Origin of the sequence: Olivibacter domesticus (assembly GCF_900109575.1) — a bacterium.
Lineage (GTDB): Bacteria > Bacteroidota > Bacteroidia > Sphingobacteriales > Sphingobacteriaceae > Olivibacter > Olivibacter domesticus.
Genome location: NZ_FOAF01000001.1, coordinates 193,651 through 210,468, shown reverse-complemented (window position 1 = coordinate 210,468; position 16,818 = coordinate 193,651). Strand labels below are relative to the sequence as shown.

Sequence of the window (16,818 nt, the reverse complement as noted above, 5' to 3'; positions counted from 1 at the left end):
TTAAAGAATTCCTATGATTGCCAATAGCCTGATATGGGTTACGTTGACGTTTGTTTGTGCTGTTGTTAGATTGAGTTTTGCTTCCAATAACGCATTTTCTGCTTCCAAAAGGTCGGTCAGTAGCGATTCCTGATTTAAATAGCTACTTCTGATAACACGGACAGTTTCGGTAGTTTTAATTATATTTTGTTCTGCCGTTTCCACGCTCTCCAAAGCCTGCTGTTGCTGTAAATAAGCTTCTTTTACCTGAAGAGAGATTTCGTCCTTCTTCATTTCTGCTTTTTCTTTCGCCTGATTGCTGACAACTTGGGCACGGGCAATTGTATGTTTGCTTTTGTACAAATTATCAATAGAATACTGTACTTTAATTCCTGTCTGACCAAATCCCCACAAGTCATTTGAATACGGATAAAAGGAAATCTGTGGATAGTTGTAATTATAGTTAGCGTACAAAGAAACTTTGGGCAATAGCGTAGCCTTCATTTGTTTTACGTTCAGTTCACTCCATTTGATGTCACTATTTACTATTTTGTACTCTGGAGATTTGTTAAAAGCGATGTCTACATAATCATTGTAGTCATCATCTTTGATAGCGTTTAATTCAATTATATCATCGTGTTGTATTGCTAATTCAGTATCATTTTCTCGCCCCATCAGTATATTGAGCCGTTGTTTAGCGATTTCAGTCTTTTTCGTAACATCGGAAAGATTAAGTTCCAGTTGAGACAATTTCACGGAAGTTCTCAGCACATCACTCTTTAGTACGGTACCGTTTTTATACAGACTTTCTATCAATCTCAATTGCTTTTTTTCTGCTTCAATCTCTGCATTAAGAAAATCATAGAAATGCAAAAACTTATATAAATCAAAATAAGCAACTGCAACATTATATTTTACACTATGCTTTTGCAGATCCACTTCATATTGTTTTCGTGTCTCTTCTTCCTTTTTCATGGCGATGTTCCTTTTGTCTTTACCACCATTGTAAAGATTAAAGTTTAAGTTGTAGCCTACTCCGTACCCATAGCCTTTTACAGGCACATCCTGTGGAGAAGAGAATAATCCATTGTCGTAAATCAGAAATTTGGAATTGAGTTTTATGTCTCCACCTACTGAAAGTTCGGGCAACAAACGGTCTTTGGCTTCCAATATTTCCATTCTACTTTGCTGAAGATTTAGGTCGGATAGTTTCAGTTGCCGATTATTCATTTCAGCAACTTTCCATATTTCTTCCAAACTTAAAGGTTGGACTTTTGTTTGCTGAGCGTAAATAATGGGTGCAAATAACAGCAAAAGTATGCCCAAAATCGGAACTGTTTTATATTGTTTCATTAGTTTTGTTTTTATAAATAATTGGTTTCTTTCTCTTTTCTAACCATTCTTTTAGCATCTTTTTCAACTCATCAAACGCAAAGCTTAAATCTATCATTGGCATAAAGGGACTGGAATAGGCACAAGCCAGCCAGTAGAGTTTGGCTTTATCAAATTCTTCATCTGCAGGAGGTAATTTATGTTCAGATTTTTGGGCTTGTACTTCAAGCTCAAAATCTTTGTCAGGTTTAATGATTTTGTGTTTCATAATGATTCTACAATTATTAACACCACAAAATTATTCAACATGCCAAGCTATCTTTTTATATAATTAGCCTAATATTTGCTATATTTAGCCATATGGAAATTCTTAGCCAATTAATACAAATTGTGGATCAAAATCCCGATTCCATCCTCGTGATGCGACAGCAAACGGAACAGCGGTTGCCTGCTCATCAGCATGATAAGGCTCAATTATTATTGGTTTATGGAGGAATTGCTTACCTACAAACAGACGAAAAGGATTTGTATATTCCAGCTAATCATTATATCTGGATACCAAAAAATTATCCGCACAACCTGATGTTTAACACACAGGATTTGTACATTATCAATATTTACTTTCCAAACAAAAAAGCGGATCGTTTTTATGATGAACTCGGTATTTATCCTGTTAGTAAGCTTCTGGCAGAAATGCTCTCCTTTAGCGAGAAATGGCAAGGTGATTATTTTAAAGGTTCATGGGAATTTGAATTTTTATTAACGTTTAAAGGAGTATTATCAAAGGAAAATCTCAAAAAATTCTCCATTCAACTTCCCACAACGGACGATCAACGACTTAATGCCATAATCAACAGTTTTAGAAATCGGTTGAATGAAAATCTAAGTTTAGATATTATTGCTCAGCAATCAGGAATGAGTGTGAGAAGTTTGACCAGATTATTCCAAACGAAATTGCACATCACTTTTGTTCAATACTTAAAGATGCTGCGTATTATCAGAGCGATGGAATTGATAAAAGATACAGATCTAAACATGACAGAGATAGCCTATGAAATTGGCTACTCAAATATATCGGCATTTAGCAATAATTTTCATCAACTGACCAATATGAGACCTACTGAGTTTAAGGGAATGGCAGGGGACTAATGTTTATTCATATTATTCTGAGTCCATTTCTTCGGTGTGGATCCAAAATGTCTCTCAAATAATCTGCCGAAATAACTTAAATTGCTAAAACCTAACTGGTAACCGACTTCAGAAACAGAGAGATGTTCTTCACGTAAAAGTCTTGCCGCCTCTTGCATGCGTAAGTGCTGATAATAAGGATACATGCCTTTACCAAATACTTGCGTGAAAAGTTTCCGGAGTTTAATGACATTCATACCGCTTAACTTCACTAACTCTTCCTGGAGAAAAGGTTTGTCTATCGAAGCTGCGATTTTATCCCGTACGTTGTAAACAGATTCCAGTTCATATTTTGATAGATGCTGGTGTGCAACATTTGCCCTTCTTGATAGGTTTTTAAACAAATAAAATAATAGTTCAAGCGATTTTAGTCTATAGTAAGCATCGGATAACGTATTCGATATCTTTGTAATCGAAATCTCATTGGTCACTTCTGCTATTTCCGGAGACATAAATTCCTCAATCCAAAGCGTTTTCTCGTTATTAAAAAGATAATCGAATTTTATATGGTCTTTTCCGATAAAGCTTTTTAAATAATCTAGACTTACAATTATAGTTACCTGCTGAATATTTATATCTTTTGGAAAGCTCACGTCACTTTCAACGTGCAGCGGAATAATGCGAACGTGTGGCTGTGTTTGTTCTAATACCTGTTTGTTTTTGACAGCTATTTTTGATGGCGAATTGATGATATTTTGGAACGAAATTGATATTCCATTTTCAAAAGCTGTTATCGGTTTTCGCCGAATAGAAAATGTTTCCTTTGCCACAACAGAGCGAACCATAACCAACATTTCCGGCATTAAATCTATGATTTTAAGCTCATTGAGATAAAGCATATCCAATTCAGGTTTGGATGTTGTAAGCGAAACTCCTAAACGCTCCACCCAATAGTACATCTCTTGTTTTTTTATATTATCACTCATCTTATCGGACTATTTTTGTTTTTTATTAAGCTATTTTAGCCTTAAAAGTATAAATATATTTGCAATATCAATTTAAAAATGTAAGAAAATGAAAAAACACATTTTATTATCTGGAGCAGGAATTGCTGGTTTAACAGCAGCTAATTTTTTGGCAAAACAAGGTCATAACGTTACTGTAATTGACAGATCGCCTTCATTCAGTAAAGCGGGATTTCTTATTTCCCTCAAGAGTTTTGGTGTAAAAATTATGGACGAATTGGGACTAACTCAAAATCTACAAGCAGAATCATCACCCTCTGAAACGGTTCATTTTGTAGAAACTAATGAGGAGATCATTCAAAGCATTGATTATGATAAAATGCATACAAACATTGAACGTTCCGTTCTAATAAGTCGAGGTGGATTACATCACGTCCTGTATGAAGCGGTCAAAAACGATGTAAATGTGCTTTTTGACACAACGATTTCACAACTGGAAGAAAAATCGGATATGACAAAAGTTACACTTTCAAACGGAAATTCGATACATGTTGATTTAGTAGTTGTCTCGGAAGGATTGCGTTCCTCAACAAGAGAACGGTATTTTACCAATTACCAATTAGAAGATTTCAATACGCTTTATGTAGGAGGAAAATTAAAACAAAACCACGAAAAACAAGTTGGTGTATTTAAGGTCTATATAGATGTAAACAGATCACTACACATCTATCCTATAGCAGCGGACGAAATAGCCATTCAGTGTTATATCCGTAGCTCCGAAGACATTGGCTATATCAAAAATAATGCTTCATCTATTCTTAAAGATTCTTTTGGTGATTATAATCCGGAAGTAAAGCAATTACTGCAAAATCTTTTGGACGATGGCTTGTTTTTCATGGACAAAATGGGCATGGTAAATGCTCCAAACCTGCATAATGGTCGTTTGGTTTTGTTGGGAGACGCAGGTTATTGTCCGACTGCTTTATCAGGAATGGGAGCTTCCCTGTCTATATATGGGGCAAAGGCATTGGCGCACTTGATAGCAGAATACCCAGATGACATCTTAACCGCCTGTGATAGCTACAATACGTTGATGCAGCCTATAGTAGAAAAATTTCGAACCAATGCAAAGAATAATGCGGCATCTTTTCTGCCTAAAAGCGAAGCTGATCTGGAGAAATTTGTTAAAGGATTCCGGGCTGCTAATGATAAAGCTGTTCAAAAAATAATGACAGAACCAATTGTTTTAACCAAAGATCAGGAAAACTTTATACGCAACTAAAGAAGCTATGATATACTTTCAACAGAATTTAGGATAACACGACTGCCCAGTCTTTTTTTACCTCAGAATAAATTTCCCAATTTTATTGGAGTTATATTTTGACGAGCTGTATTCAGATTATTACATCCCACGGCTAGGCTATACTCACTATGGGTACACCGCGTCGTGTTGAGATTCGGGGTACAGTGCTGATTTTTCGGCCAATGGGACAATTGTCCCATTGGCTAATTTGTAAAGAGATCATCACGTAAATGGAGCCGCTGTACTGCAACAATTGGCAAATTGCGGAAAGATAGGTATTGGTAGATATCTTGTATATAGTATTAATCATTTATGTATATAGTTTGTTAAACGAACTCTTTCTTTCTATTTATCAGCTTGTGCACTTTTGTATTCGGCCCAATTTTAAACGCAGCGTTTGGGTTAAAAACAAAAATATTATGCGCATAAGGTATTACAACTTAAGAAACATTCGCCGCTTGGCTCACATATTTCTCATCCTCCTGTCCATATCGGCTTTTTTATTTGCCTGCCGGGATAAAGATGAGGATGCACCAGAACCGTCATTTGTGAATGAGTGGCAAGACGCACCCGGGTATGTTCGAGTATACCTTTCAGGAGCACACACCTTTGTGATAACTGCTGATAACACTTTGTGGGGAAGAGGCCGGAGTTTTAACAACGATCCAAAAACCAATGAAAAAGGTTATTATAAAATAGCTCAAGACGTATTGCAAGTTACTTCAGACGGCAACAGTCTCTTTTATCTCAAAACGGATAAATCGGTGTGGGGCACACCAAACTACCTCACCAAACCCATTCAAACGCAACCTATCGAAAAAGTACTTGACAATGCCCGATCGGTTCAGGCAGGTGTCCGTTACGTAGCCATTGTTAAGGAGGATAACACGGTATGGGCTATGGGAATAAATACAAACGGTCAATTTGGCGATGGCACATCAGACTATAATGCCCGCCGCCCTTTAACGCAAATCGCCTCAGGCGTACATTCGGTTGCTGCCGGTTACAACACACTATATTTGCTTAAAACCGACAGTACTTTATGGTCTGCCGGTGGAAACAATTACGATAAACTAGGCTACGCATCCGAATCCGACCAAAAAAGATTTAAGCAATTTGCAGAAGACGTTATACAAGTTAAAGCACGTTATAATACTATTCTCTTTATTAAAAAAGACCGATCGGCCTGGTCTTTCGGTGCCAATGTAAACGGTTCGCTCGGTATAGGAAACCGGGAACAACCCGCACCTGGGCCGATTAAAGTTGCTGAGCAGGTGTTGCATGTTTTCCCGCATGGTGCTACCTCCTTACTGTTGAAAACAGATCATTCATTATGGGCTGCAGGAGGTTCATCGCCTGATGCTCCTGCCGAATACGAACATCTCCTTGCTCCGGATAGCTTCACCCCATTAAATGATCGTATAAATATTGTGGCAAATGGCGAGCAAAGCATCCGTATAGCGATGATGCGCAATGGAGCATGGTACATTTCCGGAGAAAACGAAGAACGAGAAATAGCTCCATCAGACGAACCATTTATTGCTGACTGGCAAGAGATGATCTTACCCGATTAAAAAACAAAGGTCATACCCTCCGTTCATGTATGACCTAGTGCGTTACTAGCCAAATTATGAGGTCACCGTAGGTCATGTGATCTAGCGCTTTATTTTATGAGCAACGCCACTTCGCTTTTTTCGGTGCGCCTGGATCACGTGATAAGCATAGTAAGACATTCCGCTTCCCATTAATGTTAAGATGCCAAAGGACATCACTCTTTTTTTGGCAATAAATAACGACGCTGCTAAAAACACCAGACAGACGGCCACCAATAAGATCAGCAACACCATTGCCAGCTTGGTTTCATAGAAGGTTTTTCCTATAGCAATTGGCCTGACGTCTGCATTTGATTGCAAGGCTCTCTGTGCAATCTGATCTTTGAAACCAAATACAAACAGGCTATAATCATCTCCCTTTTGTTCGTATGAATGATACCATCGAATAGTCTTGCCACTTCGCAATCTAAGCTTTAGTTGTTCATAACGATAATCAGGCTGGAATACATAGTTATCAATTTCTTCCCAACGAACCCCGCGATTCTTAGCCAAACTCAAATAATACCGTCGATGCCAACTCCATTTCATTCCCTCGCCGTCTACCCGCAACGCTACAATCCCTAAAGCCACCTTCCAAGTAAGCAAATATCCAATTCCGATAAGACAGGTAGCAAAGCATAATAACACCCCCCCTGTCCATGTTGAAGAAGGTATTAACTCTTCGCTTATCAGCCACTCATAGCTAGCAAAGAGACCGACAATTGATATACCGCACCATAGTACCATAAATACTACCGCCCGAATTGGAGAAATAAACTTTACTACATACAAATTATTATTAGGTTCCATTGTTGTAAAATATTCTATTACAGCATAGATTCATTTATAAAATAACAAAATATGTTTCATCCGTGTCCATCAAATCAACCGCTATTTACAAAATGTATAGACATTGTATATAACTGGCGATACAATTTCCAATAGGGGCAGGATAAAAACATATAACTCATCTTTAAATATATAGATCAGCTACAAGAAAAGCTTGAAGAAAAACCAGCTTTGCCAGCCATGGCCATATTAAATAAGGACCCACAGAAAAATTGGATGGTCCATTGGTTTAACATTAAGTGGCCTTTCGTTTTGCTTTTACAAAAGCGCGAATTGTTTGCATGTTATATTCTTTCGGGTATAAAAATGAAAATTTTAAACAAATTATATGCGATCGCATATAAAAACACAATCGATTCCAATGGAAATATCATGATAAATTTCGCTAGCCTGAACAAATGAAGCTTAATCAATAAGTCTGCAATTAATTCTTAAATAGCTGCGTAAGTACTACATTTATGACGAGTAGAGGATAATGTATAACCATATCAGGTATTAAATATGAATAGGCTTTTAAAACTAGAAGAACTGGGGCAATTTTTATTATCCATGTTTATGTTCAGTCAACTGGAGTATAGCTGGTGGGTTTTTCCCGCCTGTTTACTCTTGCCGGACCTCTCCATGTTGGGGTATGTGATCAACCCGCGGGTAGGTGCCGGGCTCTATAACTTTTTTCATCATAAGTTACTGGCCATTGCCGTGTTGGTTTTAGGTTATTGGTTGGATAATCAGGCTCTCAGTTTATCAGGCATCATACTGTTTGGCCATTCCGCTATGGATCGGGCACTGGGCTATGGATTGAAATTTAGCGATGATTTTAAACACACGCATCTGGGCTGGATTGGCAATACCAAGGGTGAAATGCCTTGAAAATTAAAAGCCTTCGTTTTCACAATTACATCAGCTGCAATATACAATTTACCACTTAACTTCGTATCAATTTCGACCTTTTACCAGATATTGACCAGATCTGACCAGGTTTTTACCAGATAAACCTGGCCAATATCTGGTAAAAACCTAGTCAAAACCTGATAACTACTCGAGAAACCTTCGAAGAAAGCACCTAGTTAGCCCCTAACTTACCCTCTTTGAGGCTTTTACAGCTAGCGATAGCGTGCTGCGGCACTAGAGTTTCTGATCTTTTATAACCAACTTGTCAATCTGCAACTCATGGATATGCAATCTACCAATTTTTCCTTTGCCTATGCGGAGCGCGCCTATTGCAAGTGCCCCTACAGCTACCGCGCCAAGAGCCAATGCTCCGACAGCCATTGCCCCAAGGGCTATTCGACCGCCTGCGGCTTGTCCAACAACCGCACTTCCAATTTTGCTAGTATTACATAGATGCTTCATGATACTCTTTTTACTTTCTAAAATTAACGTTTCAGCGTAAAATAAGTTCATGTCTTTTCGAGATATCCCCTGCCTTTAAACTTGGAACGGCGGATGTTTATCAAAAGCCTGCTCTAAATTGCATAGGAGACAGCTGCGTTTTCATTTTAAACAAGCGGCTTAATGATTGCGAATGCTCAAAGCCTAACTCGTATGCCACTTCGCTGATCGTTAAACTGGTGGTAGAAAGCAGTTCTTTCGCTTTCTCAATTAATTTTTCATGGATATGCTGTTGCGCATTCAGGCCAGTGAGTGAGCGCAGCATATCACTTAAATAATTGGAGGTATAATTTAAATGTTCCGCGAGGTATTGTACGGTTGGCATGCCTTGCTTTATTGCCTTCCCTTCCTCAAAATAATTATTCAGCAATTCTTCCACTCGCTCCAGCAGATCGCTTGTTGCCGGCTGGCGGGTTAAGAATTGGCGTTTATAGAAACGCTTCGCATAACTCAGCAACAATTCAATCTGTGCAATCACCACCTCGTGGCTAAAATCGTCAATCTGGCTATTGAGCTCATCCCGAATGATGGTAAAAATGGCAAACACCATCTCCCGCTCCTTTTCAGAAAGGTGCAACGCCTCGTTGGAGGCGTAAGCAAAGAAACCGTATTGCTTAATTTTCGTTGCAATCGGATAGCCTTGAAAAAAATCCTGATGAATAATCAATGAATAACCTTTATTACCTTCGTAATTTGCCGTACTGCCCACAAGTTGGTTAGGTGCAGTAAAAAGCAGGCTCCCCTCGTCAAAATCATAATAGCCTTGGCCGTACCGAAATTTGCCACCCAGCTTCATTATAAAGGAGACTTTGTAAAAGCCCGTTATGTAACTTGAAGGCAACCGGCTTAGGTTGATCTGTCCTTCCGTAGCATCCAACAAACTGATCAGCGGATGCGTAGGTCCCGGAAGCTCCAGCCTACGATGCAGCTCGGTTATAGACTCCAGTTTAACAACTTTTGAGCGTTGATTTTTCATGCTAATAATTATTTATATCCTTCTATTAATGGTAATTTATATAGTTCTCATCTGGTTAAATTTTTCATTATTGGTAAAGTAACCGCTTTGATCTGTTCATCCCCCTGTGTTGCTCTTGTAAGTCATAAGGGTTTCATGTGGTAAGGTAACAAATAAGACCGCTGTATATTTCACACAGCGGTCAAAAAAATTAGTTGCCTCCTTACCTGTCATCGATGGGCAATTACCAAGGAAGAGGTCCTTCCGGACCAGTAAAACGACCGGTAGGACCATCAGTTTCCAGCGCTACGCGAATCGGTTCACGCGATCCAACCTCCAGACTATCCGTTCCCTGAAAGTTATTCAGTGCCGTAGCTGTAAAACCCGGGCTGGTAGCATTAACTTTGATATTTTCTTTCTCCAGTTCTAAGGCAAAGGAAACAGTAACGGCATTTAGTGCTGTTTTTGATGCGGCATAAACTACACCAAAATGCTCCCGCGCCCAGCAATCTGGATCCGATATCCATGTAAGCGATCCCAAGCCGCTTGATACATTCACAATACGTGCCGCGTCAGACTTACGCAACAATGGCAATGCTGCCTGCGTCATAGCAATGACGCCAAACACATTGGTTTCCCATACGGCGCGCACCTCGTCTAACGATGCCCGGATCGCAGTGCCGGCCGCTGAGACCTCCTCCAACGAGCGGCCAGGTTTTCCGGCATGCGATATACCTGCATTGTTCACCAGCAAATCAAGACGACCATTTTCCTGACCGATGCGTGCTACAGCAGCATCTATAGATACTTGCTGCGTCACGTCCAGCTGGATCGCCCGTGCATGCTCACCGATCTCCTGAGCTGCTATTTCACCATTGCTTAGGTTACGTGAACCTACATATACCCGATAGCCATTCGCTGCAAGCGCTTTGGCGATCTCGTTCCCAACACCCTGATTAGCACCGGTTACCAATGCAACAGGCTGCTTATTGTTCTTTAACGCTGTTTGATTTTCCATAAGAATTATCCTTAACCATTAATAAAACAAAGGTCTGCATTCAGGGCTGAATGCCTGTAACCGAATCAAGGAGAAGTGTAACTGAATTCCCTAATCTTAAGAAATTATTGTCTCTAGATCTATCTATCTTCTCCTTTCAAGTTATGCCCGCTTAATGCCCTTAATTCAGTAATGAGGCAGTTGTAAGGGAATACAGTTAGGACCTGAATCCTGCGAAAGCAAATACCCACCAATATATAGACAACATGAATAAACTACCGCATTCATGGTTGGATATGATCAAAATATACCGGTATGCTGTCTTTATATTGTACACCGGTAATATCCAGTTCCATGATCTTACGTTTCACGCTGTCGGGTATTTCATGAAAAAAGCTGTTGATACGCTCTTCCTTATTACGAGCTACATCCGGATTTGCATCTTTAGATGAAATGACTTGATCTGGAAATGGTTTGGCATCGATCTGTTTTCGATAAAGCTCCACTTGGTAATTATTTCCGAGGAGCCAAACGATAATATTGCCCTCATTGGCGATACCTACATGGAATTCCAGTCCCATTTTTCGGCGTCCGTAAGAAAGGTCAGTAAGTTGATTGTTGCTCTTGGCCGCACTAAATAGCGCAAACATCCTTTCTTTAGGCAGTGCGATCGTATCTAGGTAATATTTTTTGGTGCGAAAATCCATATATTCCACAAATAGGCTTTGTGGCATGAATTCAGGGGCATAAGCTTCATAGGATTCTCCCCTTCCCCAGTCGGAATAGAATAAATTTATGTTATCCCTGTCCTTGTAAAAATCTCCATTCCGTTCCACGTCTTCCGTAATGAACCAAATGCCAAAGATATGGATAGGAAACGCTTCCGGATTGGATACGGATGACGTATAAAAATACCGTTTCCATGACTTGTAGGAGTATATTTTATGAGCGAAAAGAATCGCTAGAATCACCGTAACGGCTATAAAGGCTTTATTAAAAATGTTTATTCGTTTCATTTCCAATCGGCTTTACCTAATGCGGAGATATACATATAAAACAATGTTGCTATAACGAAAAGAATTGAAACGACGATCGTAATCCAAAAAAGGGCTGTCTTGTAGTTCTGTCGGTAGTAGATGCAGGATGCCAAACAAGTGATAAAGATATATACTATTGATAGGTAAAGATTACGGATTCCTTCGTCTTCCGTCACAAAACCGTATTGGAGATAGGCTATCAACAATACGAAATTCAATCCGATCAAGAACGCCGAAATGGCTTTGTTGTTTATTGATGAGTTCACATTATTATTCTTTTTAAAGATAGCACTTCCCTTTTTATGGAGCTAAAGATACAAAATCTACAAGTTTAATTTTTATCTGTACTTTTCACTACAGCGTAAGCGATTATTGGAGTATTAATACAATATCAAAACGGATAAGCTATTTGAACTATATATGAGGGATGATTTAGCGTTTAGGTTTGTAGATTAATCCATTGAAATTCATTTTATTAAAATTTACGTAGATAGATTATATATACAAATGCAATAGGATGTATATGATTTGTGGCATAGTATAGCTCCCTTTTTCATTTGTTTCTGCTGACTTTTGTTCAGGACAAAAAATAAACCATACTAAATGCGTTATCTCCTAATCATATTGTGCTATTGCTTTTTAGCCACCACCCTGTTGGCGCAGGAAACTCCTGCACCGCAACCATTTGTGATAAAGAAAGATCGGATTATTGATCATGAGCATATTTTCACCTCAAGTGAGATACAGCAATTAGACAGTATGGTTAGCCAGTGCTGGGAAAAAGGAGTTGCAGAGATTGCTATCGTCACCATAGACGACCGCCATACCAATAAAGAAAATTTTGACAACTATGTATTCAATAATCTTACTTCTTATGCTTCAGGTGAACATGGGAAAAACAACGGTATCGTAATTGCCATCTCCAAAAAACTGCGTCAAATGCGCATTGAAAACGGCTATGGGATAGAAAAAATGTTAAGTAATGCCGCCACCAAAAAAATCATTGATGAACAATTTATCCCAAAATTCAAAGATGGAAACTATTTTGAAGGCACCCTAAACGGGCTGAACACCATTATCAGTTATGTAGAAAAAGCAATGAAAGAAGAAGATTTCACCATCGTGTCGTCTATCTTTACCCCCTCCATTTTTAAAAAGATAAGAACTTTTGTGTTAGAAAACGGTTCGCCACAGACATTCCGAAATCTTGATAGTGATAATCCTTCGTACCACTTCACTTCGCTGGATGTGTTTCTCGGGCCCTCAAGAAAGCAATCCTTTGTGCTGAAAGATTTTCGAGAAGAAGACTATTATGAAATGACCATTCGGGATAATGACGGCAGTCAATACCAATTTGTGTATTTTGAAAAGCCTACACCCGAGCAAACATTTATCCATCCCAAAATGCAGCCCGAAAAAGTGTACTGGTGGCATCCCGGTAAAAAATTCCTTTCATCAGATGTATGGCCTTTGCTGGCACAGATAGAAGACGAAATAGCGCAAAATTCGGCCGTGAAAAATGGAAAAATATTTACCGGCTATCAATGGATTTTGAAACAGGAATTTCACCCGATGGAACGGACCTATACAGCTGTTGACCCTAACGATACCTTGTCTTTTCAGGAAAATCATTTTTCAATCAATGGCAAAGAGGCAGGAACATTCAACATAGATTCAGCAGAACACATCTTAGCGCTGAAAACGTACTCCGGGAAACAACCTGCATTTGCGATTTTCAAGATGAATGACTATTACAACTACCACTATCATTTCAACAAAAAAGAAAGAAGACTATACCTTGTCCCATTGGACGAGCAAGAAGGAAACGACCTCATTTGCGTAGAGGGATGTACCTTGTTATTTGAAATTTTAGAAAAATAAAAATGATGCGGAAGAAAACATTTTCCTACAGTAAAAGCAAGCAAAAGCAAATGGCATTGCAGTTTCTAGGATTGGGTGCACTGGGTGCAGTAATGGCCCTGTATATGTGGCTATGGGCAGACCCGATCATATTAGCCGTGCTAGTTGGTGGAATATTTCTGGCAGTGCTAGGCATCGTCGTATTCTTCAAACTACAATTCGCTCCAAAAAAAGAACATGAAACAGCTATCCATATTTCTGATGAAGGCATTAGGGCAAATACTTCACCTATCGCCAAAGCAGCCAGTTTGATCGCATGGGAGGATGTGGAAAACATCTATTTTTCTACGAAATTGATAGATGTGAAGTTAAAAAACCCTGAAAAATATGCCGCCAGAATGAAAAGTTTTTTTGTGCGGGATACCTTCCTAAAATCGTTAAAAGGAACCGTAAGAATTTCATACATAGAGACCAATGCCACCTATGATGAGTTAACAGCAACATTGACGGAGTACGCAGCAAAAAATAGCTTTTCTCTAAGTCAGTAGAAAGAGAAAAGGTAAACAATTGGCATTTTACGAACGACAAAAATCTTGTCTACAACGGTTTATGGAATTGATTATAAATTATAACTTTAACTATATGGGTTTCTTTAATCGTTGGCGGGAACAACAAGATCGACTATTAGAAGAAGCCATTTCACAGGAAAATAGCGGTGCCTATTTTCGCTTAAGCAAGCAGCGGCTAGGTCATTAAGATCAGGGGCTCGCTTTTAAAAATAGCTAAACAGATGAAAAGACTTTAATTTATAGTAACGCTATTCTTTTACTGCATCTTGTAAAGCCACTAAGATATTTTGGTAAGTATTCTTATCTTTTAATATACCCTTGTCCTCGTAATAGTAGGATCTACTTTTCACGTCGCCGCCGAAATTATATTCTTCCACATAAATGTTTAATGAAAGACTCGTTTCAGCCTCGTCAGGCCGTAAGATAAAATTGAACGTATATCGGTCACCCATTTTAGCCGACAAAACTTTTCTATCCTTCATAAATGCCTTAGCCTGTATAAATCCAGCCTGCTTATCCATGGTTGAGATGAACATTTCATTCGCCTGCAGGTAGTCAACCGTCTTATCAAAAGCCTTTTCTATCGGCACAGCAAGCGTAGTATTTTTAAATGATTGATCTTTTTTATTCGTTTGAGCAAAAGTTGCACTCCAATAGAGTGGCATAAACAAAAATAGTATGGTAGTTTTAAAGAGCATTAGCAAAAATGGGGTATAGATTCTTTCTTATGTTGTTGTTTAACCAAATATGCTTATTTTTCTATAAATAAAGAAACTAAACAAAAAAAAAATTTCACAAAAGACAGGGGTGCCCCTTTTTCACCCCCTGTTTACCTTCAGCAGGAGACCTCCAAAAGCCTGCTTGAAACAGCTTTTAGATTTGCTTACGATCGGTTTAAAGGCATCTTTGTTGTTACTCAGTCTGTTCAGCCTTTATATTATCCTAGGGATGAACAATGCTTTTGGCAGAATTCCTTGCAGCTGCAGCTGCATTTTGCCATATGGAAACTATAGTGAACAATTACTATTAAATGGAGTATTTATACTTCTCATTATTAAATTATTATATAATAAACTAAACATTTAGTTTTAGGGATTTTATTAGAGTTCTTTACAGAAAAAAGGAGGTAAAAGGCAATATTTGAGGACAAGAAATAGTTGGGTTTGAGCCTACCCGACCGATATAAGTTAGTTTATACATTAATTGAGTGCAACTATGGGAAAAGCAACTCATGTAAAACATATGCCATAAATATCGTTCAAATGAATATTTTTGCTAAAACTTTATCCCCTATTTAACCTGAAAACATGAAGCGTTATTTTTTCTGTTTTATTATACTTCTTTGTTCAGAAGCCGGATTTACACAAGGCTCAAATAAGCAACAAAAGGTTACTGATAGCCTGATGCAGCGCTTTACCGGCGAGAAGAAAGACAGTGTAAAAGCAGTTGTCGCTTTCGGTCTAGTTAAACGCTTAGCTAGAATTGGGCTTCAGTAATGTACGTAGCCGAGCCGAAGCGCTAAACGCCAGTTTAGATATACAGAGTGAAGTGGGTGAAGGCACTACGGCCCTATTTTACTATGATCTAGAAAGTGTGACAGCTCAAACTTCTTAATACTACAAGCCCCGTGCGTGGAAAGCTAACCACATCGGATGGGTGAGCCCGCCATAAGAAAGATGATTTCAAAAAAACATCTTCCATACGAAAAATAATTAAGAAAAAAAGTCTACTCAGGGTGAACCTTTTTCAAAATTCTTAAGAGCTATCTTTACCCTACAAAAAATGACGTTTTTTTGCTTTTAAGCGTGCATAGAATGCCGCATTTTTACGAAAACAGTTAAATCAGAATTATGAATTTAAATTCATCGTAAAATGGAAAAATATTTACCTCAATTAAAAAACAAAAATTCAAGTACAAAAGAAGCTCCTGATCGTAGAGGTGACCCGCCCTTAAAACACCAATCCAGAGTATTTCAGGACGCGCGCTGCCATCGCTATCGAATGCTCAATAATATAGAGCGCAATGGTTCTTACCGTGTTAAATATCCTCACTTTTTTATGCTGTTTATACTGGAAGGCCATATTGCCATGCAAACTGATACGGAAGAACAACTTGACATAAAGGCCGGCGAATGTCTCTGCACTTATCATAACGAAGGTGATTATAAGTTACGTGTTTACCCAGGAAATGTGGAAGCGGTCACCCTCGTATTTCAACCGCAAATCTTAGTACATAAAGAACATAACCAATTATTATTTCCATCTATTTACCCCGTTATTGAAGCCATGATTAAAAATCTACACGGTATTAAATCGCTACCTGCCGTAAGGATACGCGCACGTACAAAAAAGACAATTGAGACTTTATTTCATTTGAATATTGACGATAAGAATAAGTTGAATAACAAGATCAATCACCTCATTCTCCAATTAGTGAGCCAACATCATGAAGATCTTTCCAATTTATTGAGCAGCCCTGCCCTATCAGCGCCTATATTGATGAAAATCTATATCGATGAGAACCTAGACAATCCAAACCTGCAAGTAAAACAACTCACTGATCAGTTTATAGGGAGTGCACGCACCTTGCAGCGGAAATTTCAAGAAGCCTATGGGTCAACTATCAAAAGCTATATTACAGCCAAACGGATGGAAAAAGCTTTACAGCTTTTAAAAGAAAAGGTTTCAGTGAACGATGTTTTACCGCAAGTGGGCTATGTGGATCAACACAGTTTTTCGGTACAGTTTAAAAAATATTATGGGTTTCCACCTTCGGGAGTTTGACCTAGCGAAAACCAACAAAAACACCCCTTTTTCACTTCAAAAGTGCTCCCTTTCAGCATCTAATAAGTGCTAATTT

Annotated in this window: 20 protein-coding genes; 10 read left to right on the top strand and 10 right to left on the bottom strand. The window is 38.6% G+C overall.

Annotated features, from left to right (window positions below):
- Both BMY50_RS00870 and BMY50_RS00865 read right to left on the bottom strand, forming a co-directional pair.
- Positions 1–1,332 carry a TolC family protein gene (locus BMY50_RS00870; RefSeq protein ID WP_093316833.1) on the bottom strand — a complete coding sequence of 444 codons (1,332 nt, stop codon included), beginning with the start codon at positions 1,330–1,332 and terminating at the stop codon, positions 1–3.
- Positions 1,319–1,579: a hypothetical protein gene (locus BMY50_RS00865; protein WP_093316829.1), complete on the bottom strand. Its 261-nt coding sequence runs from the start codon at positions 1,577–1,579 to the stop codon at positions 1,319–1,321. Before BMY50_RS00865 ends, BMY50_RS00870 begins: the two co-directional genes overlap by 14 nt.
- 92 nt (positions 1,580–1,671) lie before the next feature.
- Between BMY50_RS00865 and BMY50_RS00860 the strand changes: the two genes are divergently transcribed.
- Positions 1,672–2,460 carry an AraC family transcriptional regulator gene (locus tag BMY50_RS00860; protein WP_093316824.1) on the top strand — a complete coding sequence of 263 codons (789 nt, stop codon included), beginning with the start codon at positions 1,672–1,674 and terminating at the stop codon, positions 2,458–2,460.
- On the opposite strand, the gene BMY50_RS00855 is transcribed toward BMY50_RS00860, so the two are convergent.
- Positions 2,457–3,425, bottom strand: coding sequence for a helix-turn-helix transcriptional regulator (locus BMY50_RS00855; protein WP_093316818.1), 969 nt, complete (start codon positions 3,423–3,425; stop codon positions 2,457–2,459). The two genes, BMY50_RS00860 and BMY50_RS00855, sit on opposite strands and share 4 nt — an antisense overlap.
- Positions 3,426–3,513: 88 nt before the next feature.
- Here BMY50_RS00855 and BMY50_RS00850 point away from each other — a divergent pair, with 88 nt between their 5' ends.
- Complete coding sequence (locus BMY50_RS00850; RefSeq protein WP_093316813.1) at positions 3,514–4,686, top strand: FAD-dependent monooxygenase; 1,173 nt, start codon at positions 3,514–3,516, stop codon at positions 4,684–4,686.
- 440 nt (positions 4,687–5,126) lie between these two features.
- A complete protein-coding gene (locus BMY50_RS00845) occupies positions 5,127–6,281 on the top strand; it encodes an RCC1 domain-containing protein (RefSeq protein WP_139202159.1) in 1,155 nt (384 codons plus the stop codon).
- An 81-nt stretch (positions 6,282–6,362) separates the two neighbouring features.
- On the opposite strand, the gene BMY50_RS00840 is transcribed toward BMY50_RS00845, so the two are convergent.
- Entirely contained in the window at positions 6,363–7,109 is a 747-nt protein-coding gene (locus BMY50_RS00840; RefSeq protein WP_093316804.1) for a hypothetical protein, read from the bottom strand.
- Positions 7,110–7,649: 540 nt separating this feature from the next.
- On the opposite strand from BMY50_RS00840, the gene BMY50_RS00830 reads away from it, so the two are divergent.
- The gene (locus BMY50_RS00830) at positions 7,650–8,018 is read left to right on the top strand and encodes a DUF4260 domain-containing protein (protein WP_093316794.1); all 369 of its coding nucleotides are present in this window, start codon (positions 7,650–7,652) and stop codon (positions 8,016–8,018) included.
- A 255-nt stretch (positions 8,019–8,273) separates the two neighbouring features.
- Here the strand turns inward: BMY50_RS00830 and BMY50_RS00825 are convergent, their stop codons facing one another.
- The 5 genes from BMY50_RS00825 to BMY50_RS27880 form a co-directional block, all read right to left on the bottom strand.
- A complete protein-coding gene (locus BMY50_RS00825; RefSeq protein WP_093323400.1) occupies positions 8,274–8,501 on the bottom strand; it encodes a hypothetical protein in 228 nt (75 codons plus the stop codon).
- A 100-nt stretch (positions 8,502–8,601) separates the two neighbouring features.
- Positions 8,602–9,516, bottom strand: coding sequence for a helix-turn-helix domain-containing protein (locus BMY50_RS00820; RefSeq protein WP_093316790.1), 915 nt, complete (start codon positions 9,514–9,516; stop codon positions 8,602–8,604).
- A 223-nt stretch (positions 9,517–9,739) separates the two neighbouring features.
- Complete coding sequence (locus tag BMY50_RS00815) at positions 9,740–10,513, bottom strand: SDR family NAD(P)-dependent oxidoreductase (protein ID WP_093316785.1); 774 nt, start codon at positions 10,511–10,513, stop codon at positions 9,740–9,742.
- Positions 10,514–10,776: 263 nt separating this feature from the next.
- Positions 10,777–11,508, bottom strand: coding sequence for a DUF2931 family protein (locus BMY50_RS00810; protein ID WP_093316780.1), 732 nt, complete (start codon positions 11,506–11,508; stop codon positions 10,777–10,779).
- Positions 11,505–11,795 (bottom strand): hypothetical protein, encoded by a 291-nt coding sequence (locus tag BMY50_RS27880; RefSeq protein ID WP_139202158.1) that lies wholly within the window; start codon positions 11,793–11,795, stop codon positions 11,505–11,507. The genes BMY50_RS00810 and BMY50_RS27880 overlap by 4 nt, the downstream gene beginning before the upstream one ends.
- A 337-nt stretch (positions 11,796–12,132) precedes the next feature.
- Between BMY50_RS27880 and BMY50_RS00805 the strand changes: the two genes are divergently transcribed.
- The 3 genes from BMY50_RS00805 to BMY50_RS28050 all read left to right on the top strand — a co-directional run bounded on the left by BMY50_RS00805 (position 12,133) and on the right by BMY50_RS28050 (position 14,145).
- Complete coding sequence (locus BMY50_RS00805; RefSeq protein WP_093316775.1) at positions 12,133–13,410, top strand: TPM domain-containing protein; 1,278 nt, start codon at positions 12,133–12,135, stop codon at positions 13,408–13,410.
- Positions 13,411–13,412: 2 nt separating this feature from the next.
- On the top strand, positions 13,413–13,937 hold the full coding sequence (locus BMY50_RS00800; RefSeq protein ID WP_093316771.1) for an STM3941 family protein: 525 nt from the start codon (positions 13,413–13,415) through the stop codon (positions 13,935–13,937).
- Between the two features lie 61 nt (positions 13,938–13,998).
- Positions 13,999–14,145 (top strand): hypothetical protein, encoded by a 147-nt coding sequence (locus tag BMY50_RS28050; RefSeq protein ID WP_162276498.1) that lies wholly within the window; start codon positions 13,999–14,001, stop codon positions 14,143–14,145.
- A 61-nt stretch (positions 14,146–14,206) separates the two neighbouring features.
- Here the strand turns inward: BMY50_RS28050 and BMY50_RS00795 are convergent, their stop codons facing one another.
- A complete protein-coding gene (locus BMY50_RS00795; RefSeq protein ID WP_139202157.1) occupies positions 14,207–14,623 on the bottom strand; it encodes a hypothetical protein in 417 nt (138 codons plus the stop codon).
- Between the two features lie 142 nt (positions 14,624–14,765).
- On the opposite strand from BMY50_RS00795, the gene BMY50_RS28690 reads away from it, so the two are divergent.
- The 3 genes from BMY50_RS28690 to BMY50_RS00785 all read left to right on the top strand — a co-directional run bounded on the left by BMY50_RS28690 (position 14,766) and on the right by BMY50_RS00785 (position 16,742).
- Entirely contained in the window at positions 14,766–15,044 is a 279-nt protein-coding gene (locus tag BMY50_RS28690; protein WP_377533730.1) for a MauE/DoxX family redox-associated membrane protein, read from the top strand.
- Between the two features lie 221 nt (positions 15,045–15,265).
- The gene (locus tag BMY50_RS00790; protein ID WP_093316762.1) at positions 15,266–15,454 is read left to right on the top strand and encodes a hypothetical protein; all 189 of its coding nucleotides are present in this window, start codon (positions 15,266–15,268) and stop codon (positions 15,452–15,454) included.
- Positions 15,455–15,830: 376 nt separating this feature from the next.
- Positions 15,831–16,742, top strand: a complete 912-nt coding sequence (locus BMY50_RS00785) for a helix-turn-helix transcriptional regulator (RefSeq protein ID WP_093316758.1) — start codon at positions 15,831–15,833, stop codon at positions 16,740–16,742.
- Positions 16,743–16,818: the final 76 nt, after the last annotated feature.